This window comes from Pseudarthrobacter sp. NS4 (assembly GCF_024758005.1).
Classification (GTDB): domain Bacteria; phylum Actinomycetota; class Actinomycetes; order Actinomycetales; family Micrococcaceae; genus Arthrobacter.
The window spans coordinates 954,758-978,963 of the sequence record NZ_CP103288.1 but is presented as its reverse complement, the minus strand read 5'-3'; the positions used below and the strand labels follow the sequence as shown (position 1 = coordinate 978,963).

Here is a 24,206-nt window from a genome sequence, read left to right as displayed (position 1 = left end):
GAAGGTGCCGGGTCAGGATGGGCTGAAGCTGGCGGGTACCGGGTCGTGGCGCAGGTATCGGCGGGTGAACCTTCCTGTTCCGGCGGTCAATGCCCGCAGTTCGACGGCGTAGCGCAGCAGTTCCTGGTCCGGCACCTCTGCGCTGATGTCCGTCAGCCCGTCCCCGGTCGAGGTGGTGCCGGTGAGCCTTCCCCGGCGTGCGGACAGGTCGCTCATGACAGAACCTACGTGCTCGTCCACTACGGTGATGCTCACGGCCGACACGGGTTCCAGGAGCTGGATTTTCCCCGCGGCGGCCGCCTCGCGCAGAGCCAATGCCCCGGCCGCCTGGAACGCGGCGTCCGAAGAGTCAACGCTGTGGGCTTTGCCGCCCGTCAGGGTTACGCGGACGTCCACCACCGGAAACCCTGCGGAGACCCCCTTCTCCATCTGCGCCCGGACGCCCTTTTCGACCGATGGAATGAAAGTCCCGGGAATGACGCCACCCACCGTCTTGTCCACGAATTCGAATCCCCCACCGCGGTCCAGCGGCTCCACTTCGATATCGCAGACTGCGTATTGTCCATGGCCGCCGGACTGCTTTACATGGCGTCCGTGTCCCGCCGACGGGGCAGCAAAGGTTTCCCGCAGCGGCGTCACCACGCCTACGGTATGCAGTTTCACGCCCTGCTCCCGAAGCCTGTCCAGCACCACTTCAGCGTGTGCCTCGCCCATGCACCACAGGACCAGCTGATGTGTTTCGGCGTTCCTCTCCACCCGGAGCGTGGGATCACCGGCTGCAATTTTTCCAAGGCTCCGCGCGAGGGCGTCCTCATCGCTGCGGGAGTCAGGTTCCACCGCTACCGGCAGCAGCGGTTCAGGCATCTCCCAGGTGGCGAGCATCAGCGGCTTGTCCCGCGCCGAAATGGTATCTCCCGTTTCAGCACTGCCGAGTTTGGCCACGGTACACATGTCCCCTGCCAGGCAAAAGGGCACTGGCCGCAGGCTGGCACCGAGCGGAGAGTAGAGGTGGGTAACGCGTTCGTCCGTGTCGTGGTCCTGGTGGCCGCGGTCCGCCAACCCGTGGCCGCCAACGTGCACTGCTGAGTCCTCGCGGAGGGTTCCGGAGAACACCCGGACCAGGCAGATCCGGCCCAGGAACGGGTCGATGGAGGTCCGGACAACTTCGGCTGCCAATGGTCCCGAGGGGTCACAGGCCAATGACCCCCCGGGCTGGCCGGCCAGGTCGGTCACGCCGGGCAGGCTCCGCTCGGTTGGTGGGGGGAAGGCCCGGACCAGTACTTCCAGCAACTCAGCCGTGCCAAGTCCGGTCACTGCGGACGTCGCAAGGACCGGGAAGAAGGAACCACGCGCAACGGCGGTTTCCAGATCGTCAATGAGGACGCCGGTATCAATGTCCTCGCCTTCCAGATACCGGTCCATCAGGGTTTCGTCCTCGCTCTCCGCGATGATCCCCTCGATCAGCTCACCCCGGGCAGCCTCGGCGGCCGCCAGCTCCCCGGCGTCTGCCACGCGCGTGGCGGGCATTTCCCCGGAGGCATAGTCGGAGACAGTCCGGGACAGCAGCCCGAGGAGGGCGCTGACATCCCCGCCCGAGCGGACCGGGAGGTAGAGCGGCAGGACGCTGTCGCCGAACGCTTTCCGGCACTCGGCGAGGACGACGTCGTAATTTGCGCGCGGATGGTCCATCCGCGTGATCACGACGGCGCGTGGCAGCCCCGCGTGCCCGCACTCGCCCCACAGTGCCGTGGTGGTGGCGTCGATCCCATCGACGGCCGAGACAACAAAAAGGGCGGCGTCCGCTGCCCGCAGCCCCGCACGCATTTCACCGATGAAGTCGGGGTAGCCGGGGGTGTCCAGGAGATTGACTTTAATGTCGTCGATGAGCAGCGGCACCAGCGAGAGCGTTACGGACCGCTGCTGGTGGACTGCGGCAGGATCGGAATCGCTGACGGTTGTCCCGTCCGCGATGGATCCCTTGCGGGTGATCATGCCATTGGCGGACAGCAGGGCTTCGATCAGCAGCGTTTTTCCTGCGCCCGAATGCCCCACAAGCGCTATGTTGCGTATCCCTGCCGGATCCTCTGCCGCGATCCCGGCAGAACCATCGCCGCGGCGTGCTTCAGGTCCGTTCCGGCCGCCGGATGTCCTCGCTGTGTCCTTTGTGCCTTTCACTGACATGGGAACCTCCTGGCGTCCTTGCCGTGCAACCCGTCCTAGCGTGTCCTCTGATTCGACACCCTGGGAGGCGTTAGGGCAAGAGCGCCGGCGGACCAGGAGGGATGTGTTCCCTTCCTACAGGGGAATGGCCGGCGGGACGGCTATTTCCTTGCCTTGCGGGTGGCTGCGTCGTTGGCCTTCTGCAGCGCCTTGACCAGTTCGCCCTTGTCCATCTTCGAGCGGCCCTTGACGTCCAGTTCCTTGGCAAGCTTGTAGAGGTGCTCCTTGGAGGCGTTCGCGTTCACGCCCCCTGCGGTGGGTTCGGAGGACTGGATGCCTTCCTCCGCGCGTTTGTCCGAGGGGCCCCGCTCTTCCTTCGGTTCCCAGTGGTCGCCCACCTTTTCGTAGCTGTGCTTCAGGGATGCATATGCCGCCCTGGCGGCCCGGCTTTCGTCATTGTCGTAGGACTCAAGGGCGGAATCGTAGGTTTTCGCGAAGGTGTCCTGGGCTTTCTGCTCAGAGCGCTGCAGCGTCGAAGGAAGCTCGTCCTTGCGGGCGTGATCATTCCTGCCGGTCTTCGGCATGGCAACCATCCTCCTTTTATCAGCAAACTGATTATTCGGATGACACCAGCTTAACGCCGGGGGCCGGGCTTGCGTCCGCCGTATCCCGGCGCTTCGGGACGGCGCGGTTCTTCTTGGAGCCCCCTGTCGGATTCGAACCGACGACCCCCGCTTTACAAGAGCGGTGCTCTGGCCAACTGAGCTAAGGAGGCATGCCCCTGCGGGCAGGCGCCTGAACGGCGCTAGATAAGGGTAGCCCAACTCCCGCCGCTGGTAAAAACGTCCCGCAGACGCCCGCACACAGGAAACCGGCCACGCAACCGTTCCACAGAAAAGGGCCCGCCCCGGAACACATCCGGGACGGGCCCCCAGCAGGGAGTCCTGCGCGCTTTAGGCCTTTGCGTCGATGGCGGCCTGGATATCGGCGTTCAGGTCCGTGCTGCCGTCCCACTGCTTGCCGTCGATGAATACGGTAGGCGTGCCGGTGATGCCGGTGTTGGACGCCAGTTCGGTGGAGTACTTGACGTAGGGACGGAAGGTCTTGTCGTCGACGCAGCTGTTGATGTCCGCACCGATGTCGCTGGCCAGGGATTTCAGCTTGTCATCGGACAGGCCTGCCCCGCCTTCTGCAGGCTGGTTGGCGAACAGGACTCCAACGTATTCGGCGTACTTCTCCGGAGCCTGGTCCGCTACGCATGCGGCCGCGTTAGCTGCCCGTGAGGAGTAGTTGGTGGTGGACAACCGGTCAAGGAAGCCCAGCGGGCGGTACTCGAGGGAAATCCTGCCTTCGTTGCGAAGGCCTGTCAGGGCCTCGTTATAGGTGTCCTCGAAGCGCTTGCAGACCGGGCAGATGAAGTCGATGTACGCCACGATCTTCACGGGCTGGCCCTCTTCGGCCTCGGCACCGGGGGCAACGACGGGGCTGGGCAGCGTCTCCGGCTTGGGCGGCAGGTTGGCCATGTCCACGGTGGCGGCGTCCGTTTTCTTGACTTCGTTGTTCGCCAGCAGGGTAACGCCACCGTTGATGTTGGCGTTGGCGGGCACGGGTCCCTGGTCAGCAATGGGGGTGTTCTGCCGGATGCTGGTGGTGACCACCAGGGCCACGACCGCCAGGATAGCCACCACGGCCGCCACGATGCCCCAGCCGATCAGGAGCTTATTGCGCTTGTCTTTTTTCAGCTGGGCTTCGCGGATCAGGCGCGCCTTTTCGCGCGCCTCCGCAGTTCGCTCAGCTTTCGACTTACGTACTTCGTTTGCGGGGCTCATGTGTTCCTTGGGTCGATCGACGTGGGGGGACCACTCAGTGGCAGCTACCTCATTTTAGGGGAGAAAGCTGAGAGCTTGCGCTTTCAAGTATTCCTCCGGTTGACTAACGGACGAATAGCACGGATGATTCCGTCCCGTTAGGGTGGGCTGAGACGCACAAGCAACCCCAGGGGGCCGCAATGCAATCACCTGTCCAGGAAAAACCCGCCGCCACAGCTGCGCACGGCGCCGCCGGTTCAAGCAACGGCGGAGAGACCAAGTACGACTTCATGGTGGTCTCCAACAGACTGCCCGTTGACCGTTGCGCTCCGGGCGAGAGCGGGGATGACGGCTCCGGCTGGCGCCGATCCCCCGGCGGGCTGGTGACGGCACTCGCGCCCATGATGACCAAGACCGACGGCGCCTGGGTGGGCTGGCACGGGGCGCCGGACGAGACGGTGGAACCGTTCAGCCACGGGGGCATGGACCTGGTGCCTGTACAGCTCAGCACGGATGACGTGGAGCTTTATTACGAGGGCTTCTCCAACGCCACGTTGTGGCCGCTGTACCACGACGTCATCGCGCCGCCGGAGTTCCACCGCACCTGGTGGGACGCCTACCGCAAGGTCAACCAAAGGTTCGCCGACGCCGTCGTACGCTACGCGGACCATAAAGCGACTGTGTGGATCCAGGACTACCAGCTGCAGCTCGTGCCGCGGCTGGTGCGCGAAGCGCGGCCGGACCTCCGGATCGGGTTCTTCAACCACATCCCGTTCCCGCCGCCGGAAATCTTTGCGCAGCTGCCGTGGCGGCAGGCCATCATTGACGGCCTGCTCGGCGCCGACCTGGTGGGCTTCCAGCGGACCAGCGATGCCGGAAACTTCATGCGCTCGGCGCGGCGGTTCCTGGGAGCCAGCGTCAAGCAGCAGCAAGTGCACGTGAAAGGCCAGAACGGCGACATTACCCACATCGCCCGGGCGCAGGCCTTTCCGATCTCCATCGACGTCCAGCAGATCAGCGAGCTTGCCGCCAAGCCGGAGATCATCGAGCGTGCCCGGCAGATCCGCCAGGACCTGGGCAATCCCAAGACCATCCTGCTGGGCGTGGACCGCCTGGACTACACCAAGGGCATCCGGCACCGGTTGAAGGCGTTCGAAGAACTCCTGGCCGACGGCAAACTCTCCGTGGGCAACGCCACCCTGATCCAGGTGGCCTCCCCCAGCCGCGAGCGCGTCGAACAGTACCGGCTCCTGCGGGAGGAGGTGGAAGGCACCGTGGGCCACATCAACGGCACCTACGACACCATCGAAAACACTGCCGTCCGCTACCTGCACCACAGCTATCCGGTGGAGGAGATGGTGGCCCTTTACCTGGCCGCAGACGTCATGCTGGTCACGGCGCTGCGGGACGGCATGAACCTGGTGGCCAAGGAATACGTGACCGCCCGGACCAACAACGACGGCGCCCTGGTCCTGAGCGAATTCGCCGGCGCCGCTGACCAGCTCAAGCAGGCCCTGCTCATGAACCCGCACGACATCGATGGGCTTAAAGGTGCCATCATGCGTGCGGTGGACATGTCACCCCGGGATGCCGCCCGGCGAATGCGGGCCATGCGCAAGCAGATCCTCGAACACGACGTTGACCACTGGTCCGCCGATTTCCTGCATGCCCTGAACGAAAAGGTGGTCCGGGATGACTCCTGACGGCCGTCCCAAGAATCCGCTGGCACTGTCGCCGGAACTCCGCGAAGCCATCCGGCGCATCGCCCGCACCGAGCACCTTCTGGTGGCCATGGACTTCGACGGAACCATGGCGCCCATCGTCGGACATGCCGATGACGCACGCCCACTCCCGCGTGCGGCCGCAGCCTTCGCAGGACTTGCCGTGCTTCCGCGGACGACGACGGCGCTCATCTCGGGACGCGCCCTCGCCAGCCTGCGTGCCGTGGCGTCGCCACCGGTGGACTCGCTGCTCATCGGCAGCCACGGGGCAGAAGCGTGGCTGGGACCGGGATCCACCGGGCTGACCCTGGATGACGGGCAGCAGGCTCTGCTGGCCGAGGTCCGGGCCATCCTGGCGGAAATCGTTGAGGAAGCCCCTGGCACCATGCTGGAGGACAAGCCGGCTGGCGTGGTGCTGCATACCCGGCTCGCCGCCGACGACGTGGCCCAGGACGCGGTGGCGGCTGCACGCTCACTGCTGCAGGACCGCAAGGGAGTCTTCCTGAAAGACGGAAAACGGGTTCTTGAAACGTCGATCGTCAACGCTTCAAAGGGCGAGGGCGTGACGTTCCTGCGGCAGATCACGGGAGCCACCGCCGTGCTGTTTGCCGGCGATGACACCACCGACGAGGATGCCCTGGCCCGGCTCAACCCCGGAGACGTGGGCGTGAAGGTGGGGCTGGACTTCACCCAGGCGCAGTATCGCGTGGAAGCTCCGGTCCATGTGGCAGAGCTGCTGGAGGCGCTCCTGCAGGCCCGGAGCATCGCCGTGGCAGAAGAGGATCCGCAGGCCGCCTCCGGCTAAAAGTGGGCAAGCCCACCTGTGACGTCCGTAACATTTACGACAATAAGTGAAGATTCTGACATACTCTTGGTTGTGATGTGGCGCACAGACACCGTGCGGCGTCACTGAGTGCGCTCCGGCCGAGCCGGAACGCAACAAGCAACACAAAACTGAACAAACATGAACCATTCACAACGGATCGTCCGGCACGTACCTGCCGGTGAAGGGATTGATAACTGTGGCTACAGTTACTTTTGATAACGCTACGCGTCTGTACCCGGGCACAGAAAAGCCCGCCGTCGATAAGCTCAACATCGACATCGCCGATGGCGAATTCCTGGTCCTCGTTGGACCCTCCGGCTGCGGCAAGTCCACCTCCCTGCGCATGCTCGCAGGACTTGAGGACGTCAACGCAGGCCGCATCCTGATCGGCGACCGCGATGTCACCGATGTTCCCCCGAAGGACCGCGACATCGCGATGGTTTTCCAGAACTACGCGCTGTACCCGCACATGACTGTGGCCGACAACATGGGCTTCGCCCTGAAGATCGCCGGCGTCTCCAAGGAAGAGCGGGCCGAGCGCGTCCGCGAAGCCGCCAAGCTCCTCGACCTCGAGGCCTACCTGGACCGCAAGCCGAAGGCCCTCTCCGGCGGCCAGCGCCAGCGTGTTGCCATGGGCCGCGCCATCGTGCGTAACCCGCAGGTCTTCCTGATGGACGAGCCGCTGTCCAACCTGGACGCCAAGCTCCGTGTCCAGACCCGTACCCAGATCGCATCCCTCACCCGCCGCCTGGGCGTCACCACGGTATACGTGACCCACGACCAGGTCGAGGCAATGACGATGGGTGACCGCGTGGCTGTGCTGAAGGACGGCCTGCTGATGCAGGTGGACACCCCCCGCAACCTTTACGACAAGCCGAAGAACGTTTTCGTGGCCGGCTTCATCGGTTCCCCCGCCATGAACTTGCTCGAGCTCCCCGTCGTCGACGGCGGCGTCCAGTTCGGCGGTACCGTCTACCCCGTACCGCGCAACGTCCTCGAAGAGGCCCACGGCAGCACCGTCACTTTGGGATCACGCCCCGAGGACCTGGAGCAGGCCGCGCACGGTGAAGGCCTCCAGGTAGAGGTGGACGTCGTTGAAGAACTCGGTGCTGACGCCTACGTCTACGGCCACACCACGCTGGACGGCAAGGACCACGACATCGTGGCACGCGTCGACGGCCGCCGCCCCCCGATGAAGGGCGAAACCATCTACGTCCGTCCGCAGTCGGGCCACGTGCACCTGTTCGACACCAAGACCGGCCTGCGCCTGGGCGACTAATCCACCTAAATAACTGACGGCGGCCCTCCTTTCCGGATGGGCCGCCGTCGGCTTTTAACCAGGCTGGCGGAAGATTAGCTGGCCGCCTCCAAGTACGGAAGAATTGAGTTATGACCGAGGAATACAGCGCCCAGTGGCACGATGAACCCACCGACTACGCGCAGATCGGAAAGCTGCCGCGGTTCGTGGCTGCCAGTGCCGATGACGGCAAAGTCGCCTCGGTCTCCAGTTCCCTGAACATCACCGCGGCAGCCGCTGATCCCGAACTCCTGGACCTCCCTTGGCACATTGCGTTGGAGGACTGGCCCGCCGAAAACCTCGCGGCCCTCCCCCGCGGCATCTCCCGCCACATCGTGCGTTTTGCCCACCTCGGCGGATCAGTCATCGCCATCAAGGAAACCTCCGAGCACGTCGCCCGGCACGAGTACCACATGCTCCGCAAGCTCGCCCGGCTGGACGTCCCCTGCGTGGAACCGGTGGCGGTCATCACCGGCCGTACCACCCTTGACGGGCGCCCGCTGAACCCCGTACTGGTCACCCGGCACCTCAAGTTCTCCATGCCGTACCGTGCCCTGTTCTCGCAGATGCTCCGCAAGGACACCCTTACGCGCCTCATCGACGCCCAGGCGCTGCTCATGGTGCGGCTGCACCTGATCGGCTTCTACTGGGGCGACGTGTCCCTGTCCAATACCCTGTTCCGCCGTGACGCCGGCGCTTTCGCCGCCTACCTCGTGGATGCCGAGACCGGCGAGCTGTACCCGGACCTCTCCACCGGACAGCGCGAATACGACCTGGAAATCGCCCGGGTAAACATCGCCGGCGAACTGATGGACCTGCTGGATGGCGGGCTGATCGAGGAAAAGGTGGACCCCGTGGCCACCAGTGAGCTCATCATGGACAGCTACCGCCGCCTCTGGGCGGAACTGACGGAAAAGGAATCCTTCGAACTCGGCGAGCGCTGGCGCGTAGGGGCACGCATCCGACGGCTCAATGAACTCGGCTTCGACGTCGAGGAATACGCCATCAAAACCACGCAGAACGGCTCCACCATCCAGCTGCAGCCCAAGGTTGTGGACGCCGGGCACCACATGCGCCGCCTGCTGCGGCTGACGGGTATTGACGCGCAGGAGAACCAGGCCCGCCGCCTCCTCAACGACATGGATTCCTTCCGCGCGGACAACAACCCGGACATGGACGAGGAATACAGCGCGCACCTCTGGGTCAGCCAGGTCTTTGAACCCATTGTCCGTTCCATCCCCCGCGACCTGTCCGGCAAGCTCGAACCGGCCGAAGTGGTGCACGAGGTCCTGGAGCACCGTTGGTACATGTCCGAAAAGCAGGAACGCCACATCCCGCTGGCCGAGGCCGTGCAGTCCTACATCGACTCCATCCTGCGGCACCGCAGGGACGAAGCCGCCATCATGCTCAATCCTGACACCGGTCTGCTGAAGATCCTTGAGGTGGAAACCGAGGAGTCCCGCTACGGAGCGGAAGAGTCCATCGACGAATACCCTGACGCGGACGACTAGCGCTAGATCGCTTTCCCGGGGTTCAGGATGCCGGCAGGGTCGAACAGTTCCTTGATTCTGCGCTGCAGCTCCCGCAGCGGTTCCGGCTGCTCCTGGCCCAGCCACCGCAGCTTGTACTGGCCCACACCGTGCTCCCCCGTAATGGTGCCGCCCATGGCCAGGGCTGCGGTGATGGATTCATCCAGGACCTGCTGAAGCCTTGCCATTGCTGCAGCATCAACACCGCTGGCATACCGGTCGATCCAGAACGTGGGGTGCAAATTGCCGTCCCCGGCATGCGCCACCACCTTAAGGTGCACTTCCTCGCGCGCTGCCATGGCTTCCAGTGCGGCAACATAGTCCACCAGGCGTGAGCGCGGAACGGCGACGTCCTCGCCCACCCGGTATTCGTCGTCCACCTCCACGCCCCTGCTGTGCCGCCGGAGCTCCACGAGGCGTTCGGCTTCGGCACTGGCTTCAGTGGTGACGACTGCCCCGCCTGCCCGCAGCACTTCGCGCACGACCTCGGCCTCGGCGGCGGCGCCGAACCCGTCCGTTTGCACCAGGAGCAGGGACCGGCCCCGGGCGGTCAGGTCGGAACCGTGGATATCATCAAGCTGGGCCAGGGTGCCGCCGTCGAGCAGTTCCATGATGGCGGGCTGGACGCGGGCCTTCCCTACTGCCAGAACGCCCGCTGCCGCCGAACGGAAGTCAGGGTAGAAGGCCGCCACGGTATGCACGTCCTTCGGCAGGTATTTCAGGCGTACGGTGACACCCACTACGATGCCCAGCGTTCCCTCAGACCCCACGAACAGCCCGGTGAGGTCATAGCCGGCCACTCCCTTGAAGGTTTGGTGACCGGTGTGGAGAAGCGAACCGTCCGCCAGCACCACGTCGAGGGCAAGCACAGAGTCCCTGGTCACGCCGTACTTGGCGCAGCGCAGCCCGCCGGCGTTGGTGGCCACGTTGCCGCCGATGGTCGACGTCCGGAAGCTTGCAGGATCCGGCGCGTACATGAGGCCGTGCACGGCCGCTGCCTCATTGAGCACGGCGTTGACTACTCCCGGCTCCACCACGGCTGTCTCATCGTCCGGACTAAGCGCGAGGATGCGGTCCATCCGTTCCAGGGACATGATGACGCAATTCTCTGTTGCATGGGCACCGCCGGACACTCCGGTTCCCGCGCCGCGCGCCACCACCGCCACACCGGCAGCGGCGCACGCCTGCACCACCGCCTGTACATCGGCTACTGACTCCGGGAAGACCACAGCCAAGGGCAACTGGAAGTCGATGATGGGCGCCTGGTCCACGGCGTACCGGTGGAGTGCAGTCTCTGTCACGTCCACCTGCCCAGCGGCCAGGATGCCTTCGAGCCCGTCAACCACACTTCCCACCTAAGCCTCCACGCGCCGTCGGACATGTCCACCCAGTTTAGGGGCGCAGCCGGGAGCGGCCTGCCTTAACTTTCAAGCCCTGACTGCAAGCGCTTCCACGGCTGACCAGCATCAACACCTAACAGTGACGTATGGCATAAGAAATACTCATGGAAGCGTTTTCATTTTTCGCAATCCCCGGGTCTATGCTGTCACTCATGTCTGTCGAAACTGTGACCACCGACACTTCATTGGAAGCCGGGCCCCTGACGCTCATCCATGCTGCCGACAGTATTCCGGGCTGGTGGCGCTCCGCCGTGATCTACCAGGTGTACCCGCGCTCTTTCCGGGACCTTAACGGTGACGGCATTGGTGACCTTGCGGGCATCACGGAGGAACTGCCGCAGCTGGCGGACCTCGGCGTGGACGCTGTGTGGCTCTCGCCTTTCTACCGTTCGCCGCAACGGGATGCCGGCTACGACGTCAGCGACTACTGCGACGTAGACCCGATTTTCGGAACGCTCGGCGATTTCGACGTCATGATGGCCGAGTCCCACCGGCTGGGCCTGCGGGTCATCGTGGACCTGGTCCCCAACCACTGCTCGGACCAGCACGCCGCTTTCCAGGCCGCCCTTGCGGCACCTGCCGGAAGCCCCGAGCGCGAGATGTTCATTTTCCGCGACGGCACCGGCCCCGAAGGCCACGGGGCGCCCAATAACTGGCAGTCCCACTTTGGCGGACCCGCCTGGACCAGGGTTGCCGGTCCGGACGGCCAACCGGACCAGTGGTACCTCCACCTCTTCGATTCGTCACAGCCGGACTTCAACTGGGACAACCCTGCCGTCCACGCCGAGTTCGAACGCGTGCTCCGGTTCTGGTTGGACCGCGGGGTGTCCGGTTTCCGCGTGGACGTGGCCCATGCCCTGGTCAAAGCTCCGGGCCTGCCTGCCTGGGGCGGGCGCGCAGACGGCGGCAGCAGCGACGGGTTCCCGGGCCATGAAGCGCCCATGTTCGGGCAGCCCGCCCTGCACGACATTTACCGCAACTGGCGGCAGATCCTTGACCAGTACGGCCCGGACCGCATCCTCTGTGCGGAGGCCAACGTCGACCCACTGCCGCGGCTGGCAAACTGGGTCCGGCCGGACCAAATGCACCAGGCCTTTAACTTCCCCTACCTTCACGCCGGACTCGATGTCCACCGGCTGCGCGCGGTCATTACGGACTCATTGGTGGCACTGGACGCCGTCGGCGCACCCAGCACCTGGGTGCTGTCGAATCACGACGTCGTCCGGCACGCCAGCCGCTTCGGTTACAACGGGCAGGGTCCCCGTGGCGGGGACGGAATCGGGCCTGCGGATCCCCAGCCGGATACCGCACTCGGCCGCCGGCGTGCAGCGGCCGCTTCCCTGTTCATGCTGGGTCTTCCAGGGGCAGCCTACCTGTACCAGGGTGAAGAGCTCGGACTGCCGGACGGTGTCGACATCCCGGAGCACCAACGCCAGGACCCCACCTTCGCCCGGACGGGCGGGGAACGCCTTGGGCGTGATGGCTGCCGCGTACCGCTGCCGTGGCGGGCCGCCGATCCCCACCTTGGCTTTGGCTCCGGAAACGATCCCTGGCTGCCCTTTCCACCATCCTTCGCCGCCTTGGCGCGGGACCTCCAGGCGGCCTCCCCGTCGTCGCACCTTTCGCTGTACCGGGACATTCTCCGTCTTAGGCGCGAGTTGAACCTTGGCCGGGGATCGCTGTCCTGGGCTGAGGACTGGTGCACTGCTTTCTCCTTGGGCTACGTCAACGGCACTACGCTGGTGCTTATGAACCTCAACCACGAGCCTCTGGAGATGCCTGCCGGGCACATCCTCCTTCGCAGTGACCTGTCCGGCGCCGGCCAGTTCCTCGCTTCGGGCGAGACGGCCTGGCTCCGGCTTGGAACGGATTCCGCAGCAGAGTGAGCACGGCGGGCATCAAAGAGGTAGCAAGCAGGGCCGGCTTGTCAGTGGCCACTGTGTCGCGGGCGCTCAGCGGCAAGGCGAACGTTTCCCCGCGGAGCCGCGAGCTGGCCCGCACGGCGGCGCAGGAGCTCGGCTTCGTCCCCTCCTACCATGCCTCCAGCCTTGCCTCAGGCCGCAACCACAACATCGGGCTGGTGGTGCCGTATGTGCACCGGTGGTACTTCTCGACGGTGCTGGAGGGGGTCTCCGAGGCCCTGCTGGACGCCGGCTACGACCTGACGCTGTACAACGTGGGCGACCAGCCGGAACGGCGCAGCAGCGTGCTGAGCGATTTTTTGCTGCGGAAGCGCCTGGACGCCGTGATTGCGGTTGCCCTGGTGCTCAGTGAAGACGAAATTCAGCAGTTGCTTGCTGTCCACCGTCCCATTGTCGGCATCGGTGGAACCCTGCCGGGCGCTTCCACAATCAGGATCGACGACGAGCGCCTGGCCCGGCTGGCCACCGACCATCTGATCCGGCTCGGGCACACGCGCATCGCCCACATGACCGGCGATGCGGAGCTGAACCGCGACTTCAAGCTGCCGGGCATCCGCCAGGCCGGCTATGAGTCGGCCATGGAGGCTGCAGGATTATCGGTGCATCCGGAATGGCAAGTCGCAGCAGATTTCACTATCCAGGGAGCCTACGCCTCCGCCCGCCGCCTGCTTGGTACGGCAACTGAGCGACCCACCGCTGTCTTCGCGGCCTCTGACGAAATGGCCATGGGCACAATCCTGGCCGCACGCGACTTCGGGCTGCAGGTCCCACAGGACCTTTCCGTGGTGGGCATGGACGGGCACGAGCTTGGCGAGACGTTCGGGCTCACCACCGTCAGCCAGGATCCGCGGGGGCAGGGGCGCCTCGCTGCGAGGACTGCCCTGGAGCTGCTGGATGATGCCCGGAAAGAGTCCGACGGCGGGTCGGCGCCCCGCGTTGCTGCTGACCAGGAATACCCGGCCGAGTTTGTGGTCCGTAACAGCACCGCCGTGCCGCCGGCAGGGGCTACCAGGGAGCTGTAGGTCCCTGGCCAACCCCGAACCGTGAAGAGCCTGCTCTCCATGCGTCGGGCCCGCAGGTCAGCGATTCCAGGCGGCTGTCCATGTGCAGCTCCCGGTCGCGGACCTGGAGCCTTTGGTTTTTGGCCATTTAGGGGTTGCGGCTGACGGGGAGTATCGCCTCAGGCATCCCCGTCGGCCCCGGCTGGAACTCCCATGAAACGGGCATATCTGGCCAGGATCACTGGCCACGCCTCGAGGTACTTGGCGCGGACCGCACCAGGCTCTTCGGCGCCTTCCCAGCCTTCGTGGAAGATCCTGACCTCAGTTCCGTCTTCCACCGCTCGAAAGACAACGAGCAGTTCGGTGGACCAGAGTGCTGTAGAACCGGGGTGCCAGGTGGCGTGGAAGGAGAGCGGTGGCTGCCAGTCATCAAGGGTGCCCCATATGGTGGTGCGCCCGTCATCCGCCGTCTCAAGGATGAGGTTCTCCTCGAACTCCACATAGGACCCAGCCCCATAGACCCCATGGGACTCCAGGGGCCACCACAGGTGAGTGTGGTCGGTGAAGCCGGCGAAGGCATGGGCTACGCTGCCGGAAACAACTACCGTCTCGACCACGGGCTCCAATGGCTCAAAGGCCGATCCGCTGTTTCCCAACGGTTCCTGGCTATGGCTGAAGAGGCTGTTCATGGTGATCAACTCTACCCGCGTCCCGTTGTTGCTTTGTCGGTTGTGGTTGTTTCCCGGGCTGCTCGGGTGCAGGTTGTGGTGGTTAAAGTCGTAGGGCCCTGACATTGCTTGTCAGGGCCCTACGTAATTTATGTCCGGCGGTGACCTACTCTCCCACACCCTCCCGGGTGCAGTACCATCGGCGCTGTGGGTCTTAGCTTCCGGGTTCGGAATGGGACCGGGCGTTTCCCCCACGCTATGACCGCCGTAACCCTTTGACCCGTCACCGGCCCCCTGTGGGGTGGTGTGGGAAGTTTTTGGTTACAACAATTGTGGTGTTGTTATTCAGTTGTGTTCCCGTGGCAACGAACCGTGGTTTGGTTTGTTGTTTGGGAACCACATAGTGGACGCAAGCAGTCTTGTTTATCTTTTTACCGACCCCGTGGTGCAAACGCTTTTGAAGGATCGTTTGCGGGGGGGTGGTGTGTGGTGTAAGTTATCGGCCTATTAGTACCGGTCAGCTTCACGAGTCGTTAGTCCTCGCTTCCACATCCGGCCTATCAACCCAGTGGTCTGGCTGGGGGCCTCTCACACACGAGGTGTATGGAAATCTCATCTTGAAGCGAGCTTCCCGCTTAGATGCTTTCAGCGGTTATCCCATCCGAACGTAGCTAATCAGCGGTGCACTTGGCAGTACAACTGACACACCAGAGGTTCGTCCGTCCCGGTCCTCTCGTACTAAGGACAGCCCTTCTCAAATTTCCTGCGCGCGCAGCGGATAGGGACCGAACTGTCTCACGACGTTCTAAACCCAGCTCGCGTACCGCTTTAATGGGCGAACAGCCCAACCCTTGGGACCTACTCCAGCCCCAGGATGCGACGAGCCGACATCGAGGTGCCAAACCATGCCGTCGATATGGACTCTTGGGCAAGATCAGCCTGTTATCCCCGAGGTACCTTTTATCCGTTGAGCGACGGCCATTCCACAATGTACCGCCGGATCACTAGTCCCGACTTTCGTCCCTGCTCGAGATGTCTCTCTCACAGTCAAGCTCCCTTGTGCACTTACACTCGACACCTGATTGCCAACCAGGCTGAGGGAACCTTTGGGCGCCTCCGTTACTTTTTAGGAGGCAACCGCCCCAGTTAAACTACCCATCAGGCACTGTCCCTGACCCGGATTACGGGCCGAAGTTAGATGTCCAAAGTGACCAGAGTGGTATTTCAACGATGACTCCACCCGAACTGGCGTCCGGGCTTCAACGTCTCCCACCTATCCTACACAAGCCACTCCGAACACCAATACCAAACTATAGTAAAGGTCTCGGGGTCTTTCCGTCCTGCTGCGCGTAACGAGCATCTTTACTCGTACTGCAATTTCGCCGAGTTTATGGTTGAGACAGCGGGGAAGTCGTTACTCCATTCGTGCAGGTCGGAACTTACCCGACAAGGAATTTCGCTACCTTAGGATGGTTATAGTTACCACCGCCGTTTACTGGGGCTTAAATTCTCAGCTTCGCCGTGAGGCTAACCGGTCCTCTTAACCTTCCAGCACCGGGCAGGAGTCAGTCCGTATACATCGTCTTGCGACTTCGCACGGACCTGTGTTTTTAGTAAACAGTCGCTTCCCCCTGGTCTCTGCGGCCCCGATCCCCTCCCACCAGCAAGTGGTGTTCAAGGTTGGGGCCCCCCTTCTCCCGAAGTTACGGGGGCATTTTGCCGAGTTCCTTAACCATAATTCTCTCGATCGCCTTAGTATTCTCTACCTGATCACCTGTGTCGGTTTGGGGTACGGGCGGCTAAAACCTCGCGTCGATGCTTTTCTCGGCAGCATAGGATCACCAAATCCCCCCAAACGGGGGTCCCATCAGATCTCAGGCATCATGAACAGCGGATTTGCCTACCGTTCGCCCTACATCCTTAGACCGGGACAACCATCGCCCGGCTTGGCTACCTTCCTGCGTCACACCTGTTAATACGCTTGCCTCCCAGGATCAGGTCCTGCGCTCCACCAAAACCCTTCCACCACAAGGGCGGTCAGGCAGGTATCGGGCAGTTAGTATCCCCTGTTCAGCATGGACGGTTTTTCGCCGGTACGGGAATATCAACCCGTTGTCCATCGACTACGCCTGTCGGCCTCGCCTTAGGTCCCGACTTACCCAGGGCAGATTAGCTTGACCCTGGAACCCTTGATCATTCGGCGGACGGGTTTCTCACCCGTCTTTCGCTACTCATGCCTGCATTCTCACTCGTGTAGGCTCCACCGCTGGTTTACACCGCGACTTCACCGCCCACACGACGCTCCCCTACCCATCCAAACGCCTGAACCACAAGGGCTTAGCTAATATTTGAATGCCACAACTTCGGCGGTGTACTTGAGCCCCGCTACATTGTCGGCGCGGAATCACTTGACCAGTGAGCTATTACGCACTCTTTTAAGGATGGCTGCTTCTAAGCCAACCTCCTGGTTGTCTGAGCAACTCCACATCCTTTCCCACTTAGCACACGCTTAGGGGCCTTAGTTGGTGGTCTGGGCTGTTTCCCTCTCGACTATGAAGCTTATCCCCCACAGTCTCACTGCTGCGCTCTCACTTACCGGCATTCGGAGTTTGGCTGACGTCAGTAACCTTGTAGGGCCCATTAGCCATCCAGTAGCTCTACCTCCAGCAAGAAACACGCAACGCTGCACCTAAATGCATTTCGGGGAGAACCAGCTATCACGAAGTTTGATTGGCCTTTCACCCCTACCCACAGCTCATCCCCTCCATTTTCAACTGAAGTGGGTTCGGTCCTCCACGACGTCTTACCGTCGCTTCAACCTGGCCATGGGTAGATCACTTCGCTTCGGGTCTAGATCACGCCACTGCAACGCCCTATTCAGACTCGCTTTCGCTACGGCTGCCCCACACGGGTTAACCTCGCGACGTAACACTAACTCGCAGGCTCATTCTTCAAAAGGCACGCCGTCACAACTACAAGGCTGCTCCGACGGATTGTAAGCACACGGTTTCAGGTACTGTTTCACTCCCCTCCCGGGGTACTTTTCACCTTTCCCTCACGGTACTGGTCCGCTATCGGTCATTAGGGAGTATTTAGGCTTATCAGGTGGTCCTGACAGATTCGCACGGGATTTCTCGGGCCCCGTACTACTTGGGATACTCTCACAGGCGGCACAAACGCATTACGGTTACGGGGCTAACACCCTCTCTGGCCGGCCTTTCAAGACCGTTCACCTATGCGCGCACATCACACCCCACCAGCCCGGCAGAACTGGTATGGAAAGTCCCACAACCCCGACCATGCAACGCCCGCCGGCTATCACACATGGAACGGTTTAGCCTGATCCGCGTTCGCTCGCCACTACTAACGGAATCACTATTGTTTTCTCTTCCTGCGGGTACTGAGATGTTTCACTTCCCCGCGTTCCCTCCACGCACCCTATGTGTTCAGATGCGGGTCACCGAGTCACTCGCGCGCTCGGCGGGGTTTCCCCATTCGGACACCCTGGGATCACAGTCCGGTTATCGACTCCCCCAGGCTTATCGCAGATTCCTACGTCCTTCTTCGGCTCCTAATGCCAAGGCATCCACCGTGTGCTCTTAAAAACTTGACCACAAAAGATCAAAAAACTAATTCACGAGAGAACCACGAAAACCAACCACACCCCAACACCCCAAAGGGCATCAACAGCGCAGCCAGATCCAGGTTCATATTCTTGGAAATTGCTTCTTATAAAAGATGCTCGCGTCCACTATGTAGTTCTCAAACAACAACCCCAAACCACACACCCCACACACAAACGCGCATGATCGATGCAGCCAGGAAACCAGAAACAAACAAACCCGGAAACCACCACAGCCAAAGCCGCAACAACCCCGGTCCTGTTGCCTCAGGACCCAACAGTGTGCCAAACACTACCCCGCAACCCGCACCAGGCGCGTTCCAAAACATCCACAAGGAATGTCCGTACTAACAAGCCGGTCCGTGCCACCAGGCACCTATTTGTTGATATTCCACCCATGAGCACCCGCCGCAGAACAATCGTCTGCGCAACGGGCATTACTCCTGACAAACCCCCGCACCCCGCATACACGAGGCCGGCGCTTGTAGGTGCTCCTTAGAAAGGAGGTGATCCAGCCGCACCTTCCGGTACGGCTACCTTGTTACGACTTAGTCCCAATCGCCAGTCCCACCTTCGACAGCTCCCTCCCACAAGGGGTTAGGCCACCGGCTTCGGGTGTTACCAACTTTCGTGACTTGACGGGCGGTGTGTACAAGGCCCGGGAACGTATTCACCGCAGCGTTGCTGATCTGCGATTACTAGCGACTCCGACTTCATGGGGTCGAGTTGCAGACCCCAATCCGAACTGAGACCGGCTTTTTGGGATTAGCTCCACCTCACAGTATCGCAACCCTTTGTACCGGCCATTGTAGCATGCGTGAAGCCCAAGACATAAGGGGCATGATGATTTGACGTCGTCCCCACCTTCCTCCGAGTTGACCCCGGCAGTCTCCTATGAGTCCCCACCATCACGTGCTGGCAACATAGAACGAGGGTTGCGCTCGTTGCGGGACTTAACCCAACATCTCACGACACGAGCTGACGACAACCATGCACCACCTGTGAACCAGCCCCAAAGGGGAAGGACTGTTTCCAGCCCGGTCCGGTCCATGTCAAGCCTTGGTAAGGTTCTTCGCGTTGCATCGAATTAATCCGCATGCTCCGCCGCTTGTGCGGGCCCCCGTCAATTCCTTTGAGTTTTAGCCTTGCGGCCGTACTCCCCAGGCGGGGCACTTAATGCGTTAGCTACGGCGCGGAAAACGTGGAATGTCCCCCACACCTAGTGCCCAACGTTTACGGCATGGACTACCAGGGTATCTAATCCTGTTCGCTCCCCATGCTTTCGCTCCTCAGCGTCAGTTAATGCCCAGAGACCTGCCTTCGCCATCGGTGTTCCTCCTGATATCTGCGCATTTCACCGCTACACCAGGAATTCCAGTCTCCCCTACATCACTCTAGTCTGCCCGTACCCACCGCAGATCCGGAGTTGAGCCCCGGACTTTCACGGCAGACGCGACAAACCGCCTACGAGCTCTTTACGCCCAATAATTCCGGATAACGCTTGCGCCCTACGTATTACCGCGGCTGCTGGCACGTAGTTAGCCGGCGCTTCTTCTGCAGGTACCGTCACTTTCGCTTCTTCCCTACTGAAAGAGGTTTACAACCCCGAAGGCCGTCATCCCTCACGCGGCGTCGCTGCATCAGGCTTGCGCCCATTGTGCAATATTCCCCACTGCTGCCTCCCGTAGGAGTCTGGGCCGTGTCTCAGTCCCAGTGTGGCCGGTCACCCTCTCAGGCCGGCTACCCGTCGTCGCCTTGGTAAGCCATTACCTCACCAACAAGCTGATAGGCCGCGAGTCCATCCAAAACCACAAAAAGCTTTCCACCAACCACCATGCGATGATCAGTCATATCCGGTATTAGACCCAGTTTCCCAGGCTTATCCCAGAGTTAAGGGCAGGTTACTCACGTGTTACTCACCCGTTCGCCACTAATCCAGGAGCAAGCTCCCTTCATCGTTCGACTTGCATGTGTTAAGCACGCCGCCAGCGTTCATCCTGAGCCAGGATCAAACTCTCCGTTGAAGTAAAACAAAAACAGACACAACATGGCACCACGGGAAAACGCGGCCACCACACTGCAAAATTTGAAACCAGCTGTAAAAACCAGACCACCCACAGGGGCGGACGATCCAGTCAATTCAACCAATTCATAAAACAAATCGGTATCAACAAACTTGGCACACTATTGAGTTCTCAAACAACAGACACACCCGGCACCACCCAAACCAACGTTCAGGATCGCTCCGGAGCAACCTCTCAAACCTACCGGCTGGCCTCACTCGTGTCAAACCGGCGTCCGCGACGATCATCAGCCATAGGCTTTTGTGTCGGTTTTTCCGCCTGACTCTGTGGAGCAGCGCGGATATAAACTTTACCACCACTCGTCCTGGATAGCCAACTCCACCCTGAGCCGATCTGTGGCCGGCAGGGCGGAGGACACGGAAAAGCCCGGAATCACGCGGATTCCGGGCCTTCCAGAAGCTCCCAGCCAAGGAACTAGGCTGTGGAGGCTCCCCCAGGCCTGGCTGCTCCAGGCTTGGCTGCTCCAACGTTTGTTGCTGCGGGCTTGAAGTACGCAGCACCCAGCGGAGGCAGTGTGACGGCCAAGGTGGCCGGCTGCCCGTCCTGGCCCTCGTCCGAGGCCTTGAGCTCCCCGTCGTTGAGAACACCGGATCCGCCGTAGGTGGTGTGGTCCGTGTTCAGCACTTCCGTCCACGCGCCCGCCGTCGGCACTCCCAAGGTGTAGCTGACGTGGGGAGCTCCCGAAAAGTTGATGGCACACACGAGGGGGTTGCCGTTGGTGTCCCAACGGATGAACGACAGGACGTTGCGGTCGGCGTCTCCCCCGTTGATCCACTGGAACCCGCCGGGCTCGTTGTCCCGGGTGTAGAGGGCCGGAGTGGAGGTGTACAGCTCGTTGAGGTCCTTCGTCAGGAGCTGCAGACCCTTGTGTGCCGGAATGTCGGCAAGCCACCAGTCCAGCCCGTGTTGCTCGGACCATTCCGCTTCCTGGCCGAACTCCGTGCCCATGAAGATGAGCTGCTTGCCGGGGTGCGCCCACTGGTACGCAAGGAAGGCGCGCAGGTTGGCGAGCTGCTGCCAGCGGTCGCCGGGCATTTTGCGGAGCATCGAGCCCTTGCCATGCACAACCTCATCGTGGCTGATGGGCAGCAGGAAGTTTTCGGTGAAAGCATAGACCAGGGAGAACGTCACGGTGCCGTGGTGCCACTTGCGGTTAACGGGATCCTCGGAAGCGTACTTCAGGGAGTCGTGCATCCAGCCCATGTTCCACTTGAGGCCGAAGCCGAGGCCGCCGTTGCTGGTGGGGGCTGTCACGCCGGGGAACGCCGTGGATTCCTCGGCGATCATGACCGCCCCGGGGTGGGTCTTGTAGACAGTGGCGTTCACTTCCTGCAGGAAGGAGATTGCCTCCAGGTTTTCCCGGCCGCCGAACCGGTTGGGCTGCCACTGCCCGTCCTCGCGGGAGTAGTCCAGGTAAAGCATCGAGGCGACGGCATCCACCCGCAGTCCATCGATGTGGAACTCATCCAGCCAGTACAGGGCGTTGGCCACGAGGAAGTTGCGCACTTCGGTGCGGCCGAAGTCGAAGATCAGCGTGCCCCAGTCGGGGTGCTCACCCAGGTTGGGGTCGGCGTGCTCGTAAAGGGGTTCGCCGTCGAACTGGGCAAGTGCCCAGGCGTCCTTGGGGAAGTGTGCAGGGACCCAGTCCAGCAGCACGCCGATGCCTGCCTGGTGCAGGGTGTCAACCAGGTACCGGAATTCGTCCGGGTGTCCGAAGCGGGAGGTAGGCGCGAAGTAGGACGTGACCTGGTAGCCCCAGGACCCGCCGAAGGGGTGTTCAGCAACGGGCATGAACTCCACGTGGGTGAACCCCAACCACTTGACGTACTCCACCAGTTCCTTGGCCAGCTCGCGGTAGCCCAGTCCAAGCCGCCACGAGCCAAGGTGCACCTCGTAGACGCTCATGGCCGAGTTGTGCGGGTCCCGCTGGGCGCGGGCCTCCATCCATTCGTCATCCTTGAAGGCGTAGGAGGGTTCCACCACCTTTGATGCCGTGAGCGGGGGAACCTCGGTACCGAAGGCCAGGGGGTCGGCCTTTTCCACCCAGTAACCGGACTTGGTCCTGATTTCGAATTTGTAGCACGCCCCTGCCAAAACGCCGGGGATGAAGATCTCCCACACTCCGGAGGACCCGAGGGAGCGGAGGGAGTGTTCCCGTCCGTCCCAGCCGTTGAAGTCGCCTTTGAGCCGGACAGCCTGGGCGTTGGGGGCCCAGACCGCGAAGGACACGCCGTCCACGTCTCCCATTGGGGACTTGTAGTGCTGGACGTGGGCGCCCAGCACCTCCCACAGTTTCTCGTGCCGGCCCTCACCGATCAGGTGCAGGTCCACCTCACCAACGGTGGGCAGGTAGCGGTAGGGTTCGTCGACCGTCACGGCCTCAGCGCCCGGGTAGGTGACCGAGAGGCGGTAGTCCGGAACGTGGCCATGCTGGAGCGGTTCAAGGACGGCCACCCACACGCCGTGGGCCTCATGCTCCATAGGAACTTCGCCAGCCGCCGTGATGACCGTGACTGCTTCCGCGAGGTGCTTGACGGTGCGGATGGTGACGTGGCCATGGTCGTCCAGGTGCGCGCCCAGGACGGAGTGGGGGGCGTGGTGTTCACCGTTCGCGATCCTGCCCAAGGTGCCGTCATCTACCTGCAGCGGCGCTCCCGGCCGGTCAGTTTGTGCTGAGCCTGTCATTTCGTTACCTTCCGATGCTGCACCGGCCTGGTCGCCGGCGCTGTTACCGCTAAGGAGCCGCCTGGAGGCGTTCACTGGTATAGCCAGCCAGTCGGGCCTGTTACGCATTTCATAAACTACTTCGTATAGCGCCTTGTCCAGCCACAATGCCACAAAGAGGGGCGAGTTCCGGTCAACGCTGCCAGGCGTGATGCCCGCATAACCGGCGAGGAACGCCTCAGCACAATCATCTACCCACGCGGCGGGCACCTGCGCGCCATCCTGTTCGCGCTGGGCGGCACCTGCTGCATAGTCGAATGACCGCAGCATGCCGACGACGTCGCGAAGGGGAACGTCGGGGACGTTCCGTTCGGCGATGGGCCTCAGGGGCTCGCCTTCGAAGTCGAGGATCGCCCAGCGGGCACCGTCACCGGCAGCTGTGGTGCCGGCTGCATGGGGGACCTGGAGAATCTGGCCGAGGTGCAGGTCGCCGTGGATCCGCTGCAGTGGGCCGACGGGAACGCTGTCGAGGCCCTCCAGCAGCTCGTTCAACGCCTCGTCATAGGGCCCGACGGCGGGACCGGCTTCCGTCCAGGCCTGCCGGACGCGCTGGGCTACTCCAGGTGCGATCACCGTGCCGGGTTCGCTTTCGGCCGACTGTCCCAAGGCTTCGGCAAGGCGCCGATGGACGGTGGCGGTGGCGGCCCCGAGGGCCCTGGCCTCTGCCGTAAAATCCGTCCCTGAACGGGCAGCATCCACAGCGAGGCGCCAGGCATCCCGGCCACCGGCAAGGAACTCGTGCGCCACTGCCAGTTCGCCCTGGACAGTGCGTGAGCCCTTGTCGCCGGATGCGGTCCTGCCCTGTGCCAGCCATTCCCCGCGGACCCAGCCAAGGGTGGCGGGAACTTCAGAGGTGCCGGCGGAGGTCAGGGCCGCACCGACTTCGACCTCGGGGTTTGTCCCCTCGGAGAGCACGCGGAAGAACTTCACGATGGTAGCTGATTCGCCGTCGTCCACTATGACTGAACTGTTGGACTGCTCGCCGGACAGGACTTTTACAACGCCGCGGGCAGTTGGAAGCCGGTAGTTCCCGGGAACCTGGAAGCCTGTTGCGGTACCGCTGGGGGCTTTGGACTCCTGCCGGATCAGCTCCAGCCAGGCGCCAACAAAGTCGGGATCGTGGACCGCATCGTAAACCCAGGGCCGGGAGGGATCGGTCCCGGCGGCCTGGCCCACAAGTGCCCGCTCCATGCCGGCGGCGGGCGCGGCCCGGAAGCTCAGCGGAACCTGGACCACGGCGGTCCGCTGTCCGCCGTCGGCGCCACGGGTGGTGACGTTGATCAGGAACACGGCCAGGGCTGCGTGCCTTGCGGGATCGTCCAGTCCCAGGCTGCCTGCCTGGGACATTTCGAAATCCGGGGATTTGACCGGAAACCAGCGTTGGTTCGGAAGCCATTCCTTGAGGAGCGCGGTCAGGGCGGGGGTGAGTATGGGCTGGTTCATC

At 62.6% G+C, this 24,206-nt stretch carries 12 protein-coding genes, 1 tRNA gene and 3 rRNA genes; 6 read left to right on the top strand and 10 right to left on the bottom strand.

Annotated features, from left to right (window positions below; genetic code table 11):
• Positions 1 to 12: 12 nt before the first annotated feature.
• The 4 genes from NXY83_RS04640 to NXY83_RS04625 form a co-directional block, all read right to left on the bottom strand.
• Complete coding sequence (locus NXY83_RS04640) at positions 13 to 2,181, bottom strand: elongation factor G-like protein EF-G2 (protein ID WP_258804920.1); 2,169 nt, start codon at positions 2,179 to 2,181, stop codon at positions 13 to 15.
• Positions 2,182 to 2,321: 140 nt separating this feature from the next.
• Complete coding sequence (locus NXY83_RS04635) at positions 2,322 to 2,744, bottom strand: ChaB family protein (RefSeq protein WP_258804917.1); 423 nt, start codon at positions 2,742 to 2,744, stop codon at positions 2,322 to 2,324.
• A gap of 114 nt (positions 2,745 to 2,858) precedes the next feature.
• Positions 2,859 to 2,935, bottom strand: a tRNA-Thr gene (locus NXY83_RS04630).
• A gap of 178 nt (positions 2,936 to 3,113) precedes the next feature.
• The gene (locus NXY83_RS04625; protein ID WP_258804915.1) at positions 3,114 to 3,989 is read right to left on the bottom strand and encodes a DsbA family protein; all 876 of its coding nucleotides are present in this window, start codon (positions 3,987 to 3,989) and stop codon (positions 3,114 to 3,116) included.
• A gap of 179 nt (positions 3,990 to 4,168) precedes the next feature.
• Between NXY83_RS04625 and NXY83_RS04620 the strand changes: the two genes are divergently transcribed.
• The 4 genes from NXY83_RS04620 to NXY83_RS04605 all read left to right on the top strand — a co-directional run bounded on the left by NXY83_RS04620 (position 4,169) and on the right by NXY83_RS04605 (position 9,323).
• Positions 4,169 to 5,671 carry an alpha,alpha-trehalose-phosphate synthase (UDP-forming) gene (locus tag NXY83_RS04620; RefSeq protein WP_309484120.1) on the top strand — a complete coding sequence of 501 codons (1,503 nt, stop codon included), beginning with the start codon at positions 4,169 to 4,171 and terminating at the stop codon, positions 5,669 to 5,671.
• Positions 5,661 to 6,494, top strand: coding sequence for a trehalose-phosphatase (otsB, locus tag NXY83_RS04615; protein ID WP_258804914.1), 834 nt, complete (start codon positions 5,661 to 5,663; stop codon positions 6,492 to 6,494). Before NXY83_RS04620 ends, otsB begins: the two co-directional genes overlap by 11 nt.
• A 217-nt stretch (positions 6,495 to 6,711) precedes the next feature.
• A complete protein-coding gene (locus NXY83_RS04610) occupies positions 6,712 to 7,794 on the top strand; it encodes an ABC transporter ATP-binding protein (protein ID WP_258804913.1) in 1,083 nt (360 codons plus the stop codon).
• Between the two features lie 110 nt (positions 7,795 to 7,904).
• Positions 7,905 to 9,323, top strand: coding sequence for a DUF4032 domain-containing protein (locus tag NXY83_RS04605; protein ID WP_258804912.1), 1,419 nt, complete (start codon positions 7,905 to 7,907; stop codon positions 9,321 to 9,323).
• A gap of 2 nt (positions 9,324 to 9,325) precedes the next feature.
• Here the strand turns inward: NXY83_RS04605 and NXY83_RS04600 are convergent, their stop codons facing one another.
• Positions 9,326 to 10,696: an FAD-binding oxidoreductase gene (locus tag NXY83_RS04600; RefSeq protein ID WP_258804910.1), complete on the bottom strand. Its 1,371-nt coding sequence runs from the start codon at positions 10,694 to 10,696 to the stop codon at positions 9,326 to 9,328.
• A 197-nt stretch (positions 10,697 to 10,893) separates the two neighbouring features.
• On the opposite strand from NXY83_RS04600, the gene NXY83_RS04595 reads away from it, so the two are divergent.
• Together NXY83_RS04595 and NXY83_RS04590 are read left to right on the top strand one after the other, a co-directional pair.
• Positions 10,894 to 12,627, top strand: a complete 1,734-nt coding sequence (locus tag NXY83_RS04595; protein ID WP_258804908.1) for a glycoside hydrolase family 13 protein — start codon at positions 10,894 to 10,896, stop codon at positions 12,625 to 12,627.
• 38 nt (positions 12,628 to 12,665) lie between these two features.
• Positions 12,666 to 13,685 carry a LacI family DNA-binding transcriptional regulator gene (locus NXY83_RS04590; protein WP_258804907.1) on the top strand — a complete coding sequence of 340 codons (1,020 nt, stop codon included), beginning with the start codon at positions 12,666 to 12,668 and terminating at the stop codon, positions 13,683 to 13,685.
• 158 nt (positions 13,686 to 13,843) lie between these two features.
• Here the strand turns inward: NXY83_RS04590 and NXY83_RS04585 are convergent, their stop codons facing one another.
• The 5 genes from NXY83_RS04585 to NXY83_RS04565 all read right to left on the bottom strand — a co-directional run bounded on the left by NXY83_RS04585 (position 13,844) and on the right by NXY83_RS04565 (position 24,205).
• The gene (locus NXY83_RS04585; RefSeq protein ID WP_258804906.1) at positions 13,844 to 14,353 is read right to left on the bottom strand and encodes a hypothetical protein; all 510 of its coding nucleotides are present in this window, start codon (positions 14,351 to 14,353) and stop codon (positions 13,844 to 13,846) included.
• 132 nt (positions 14,354 to 14,485) lie between these two features.
• Positions 14,486 to 14,602: ribosomal RNA gene (rrf, locus tag NXY83_RS04580) — 5S ribosomal RNA — on the bottom strand.
• 216 nt (positions 14,603 to 14,818) lie between these two features.
• Positions 14,819 to 17,945, bottom strand: a 23S ribosomal RNA gene (locus NXY83_RS04575).
• Positions 17,946 to 18,453: 508 nt separating this feature from the next.
• Positions 18,454 to 19,978 (bottom strand): 16S ribosomal RNA (locus NXY83_RS04570).
• The 16S, 23S and 5S rRNA genes sit together here, the layout of an rRNA operon.
• Positions 19,979 to 20,452: 474 nt before the next feature.
• Positions 20,453 to 24,205, bottom strand: a complete 3,753-nt coding sequence (locus tag NXY83_RS04565) for a 1,4-alpha-glucan branching enzyme (protein WP_258804905.1) — start codon at positions 24,203 to 24,205, stop codon at positions 20,453 to 20,455.
• Between the last annotated feature and the right edge of the window lies 1 nt (position 24,206).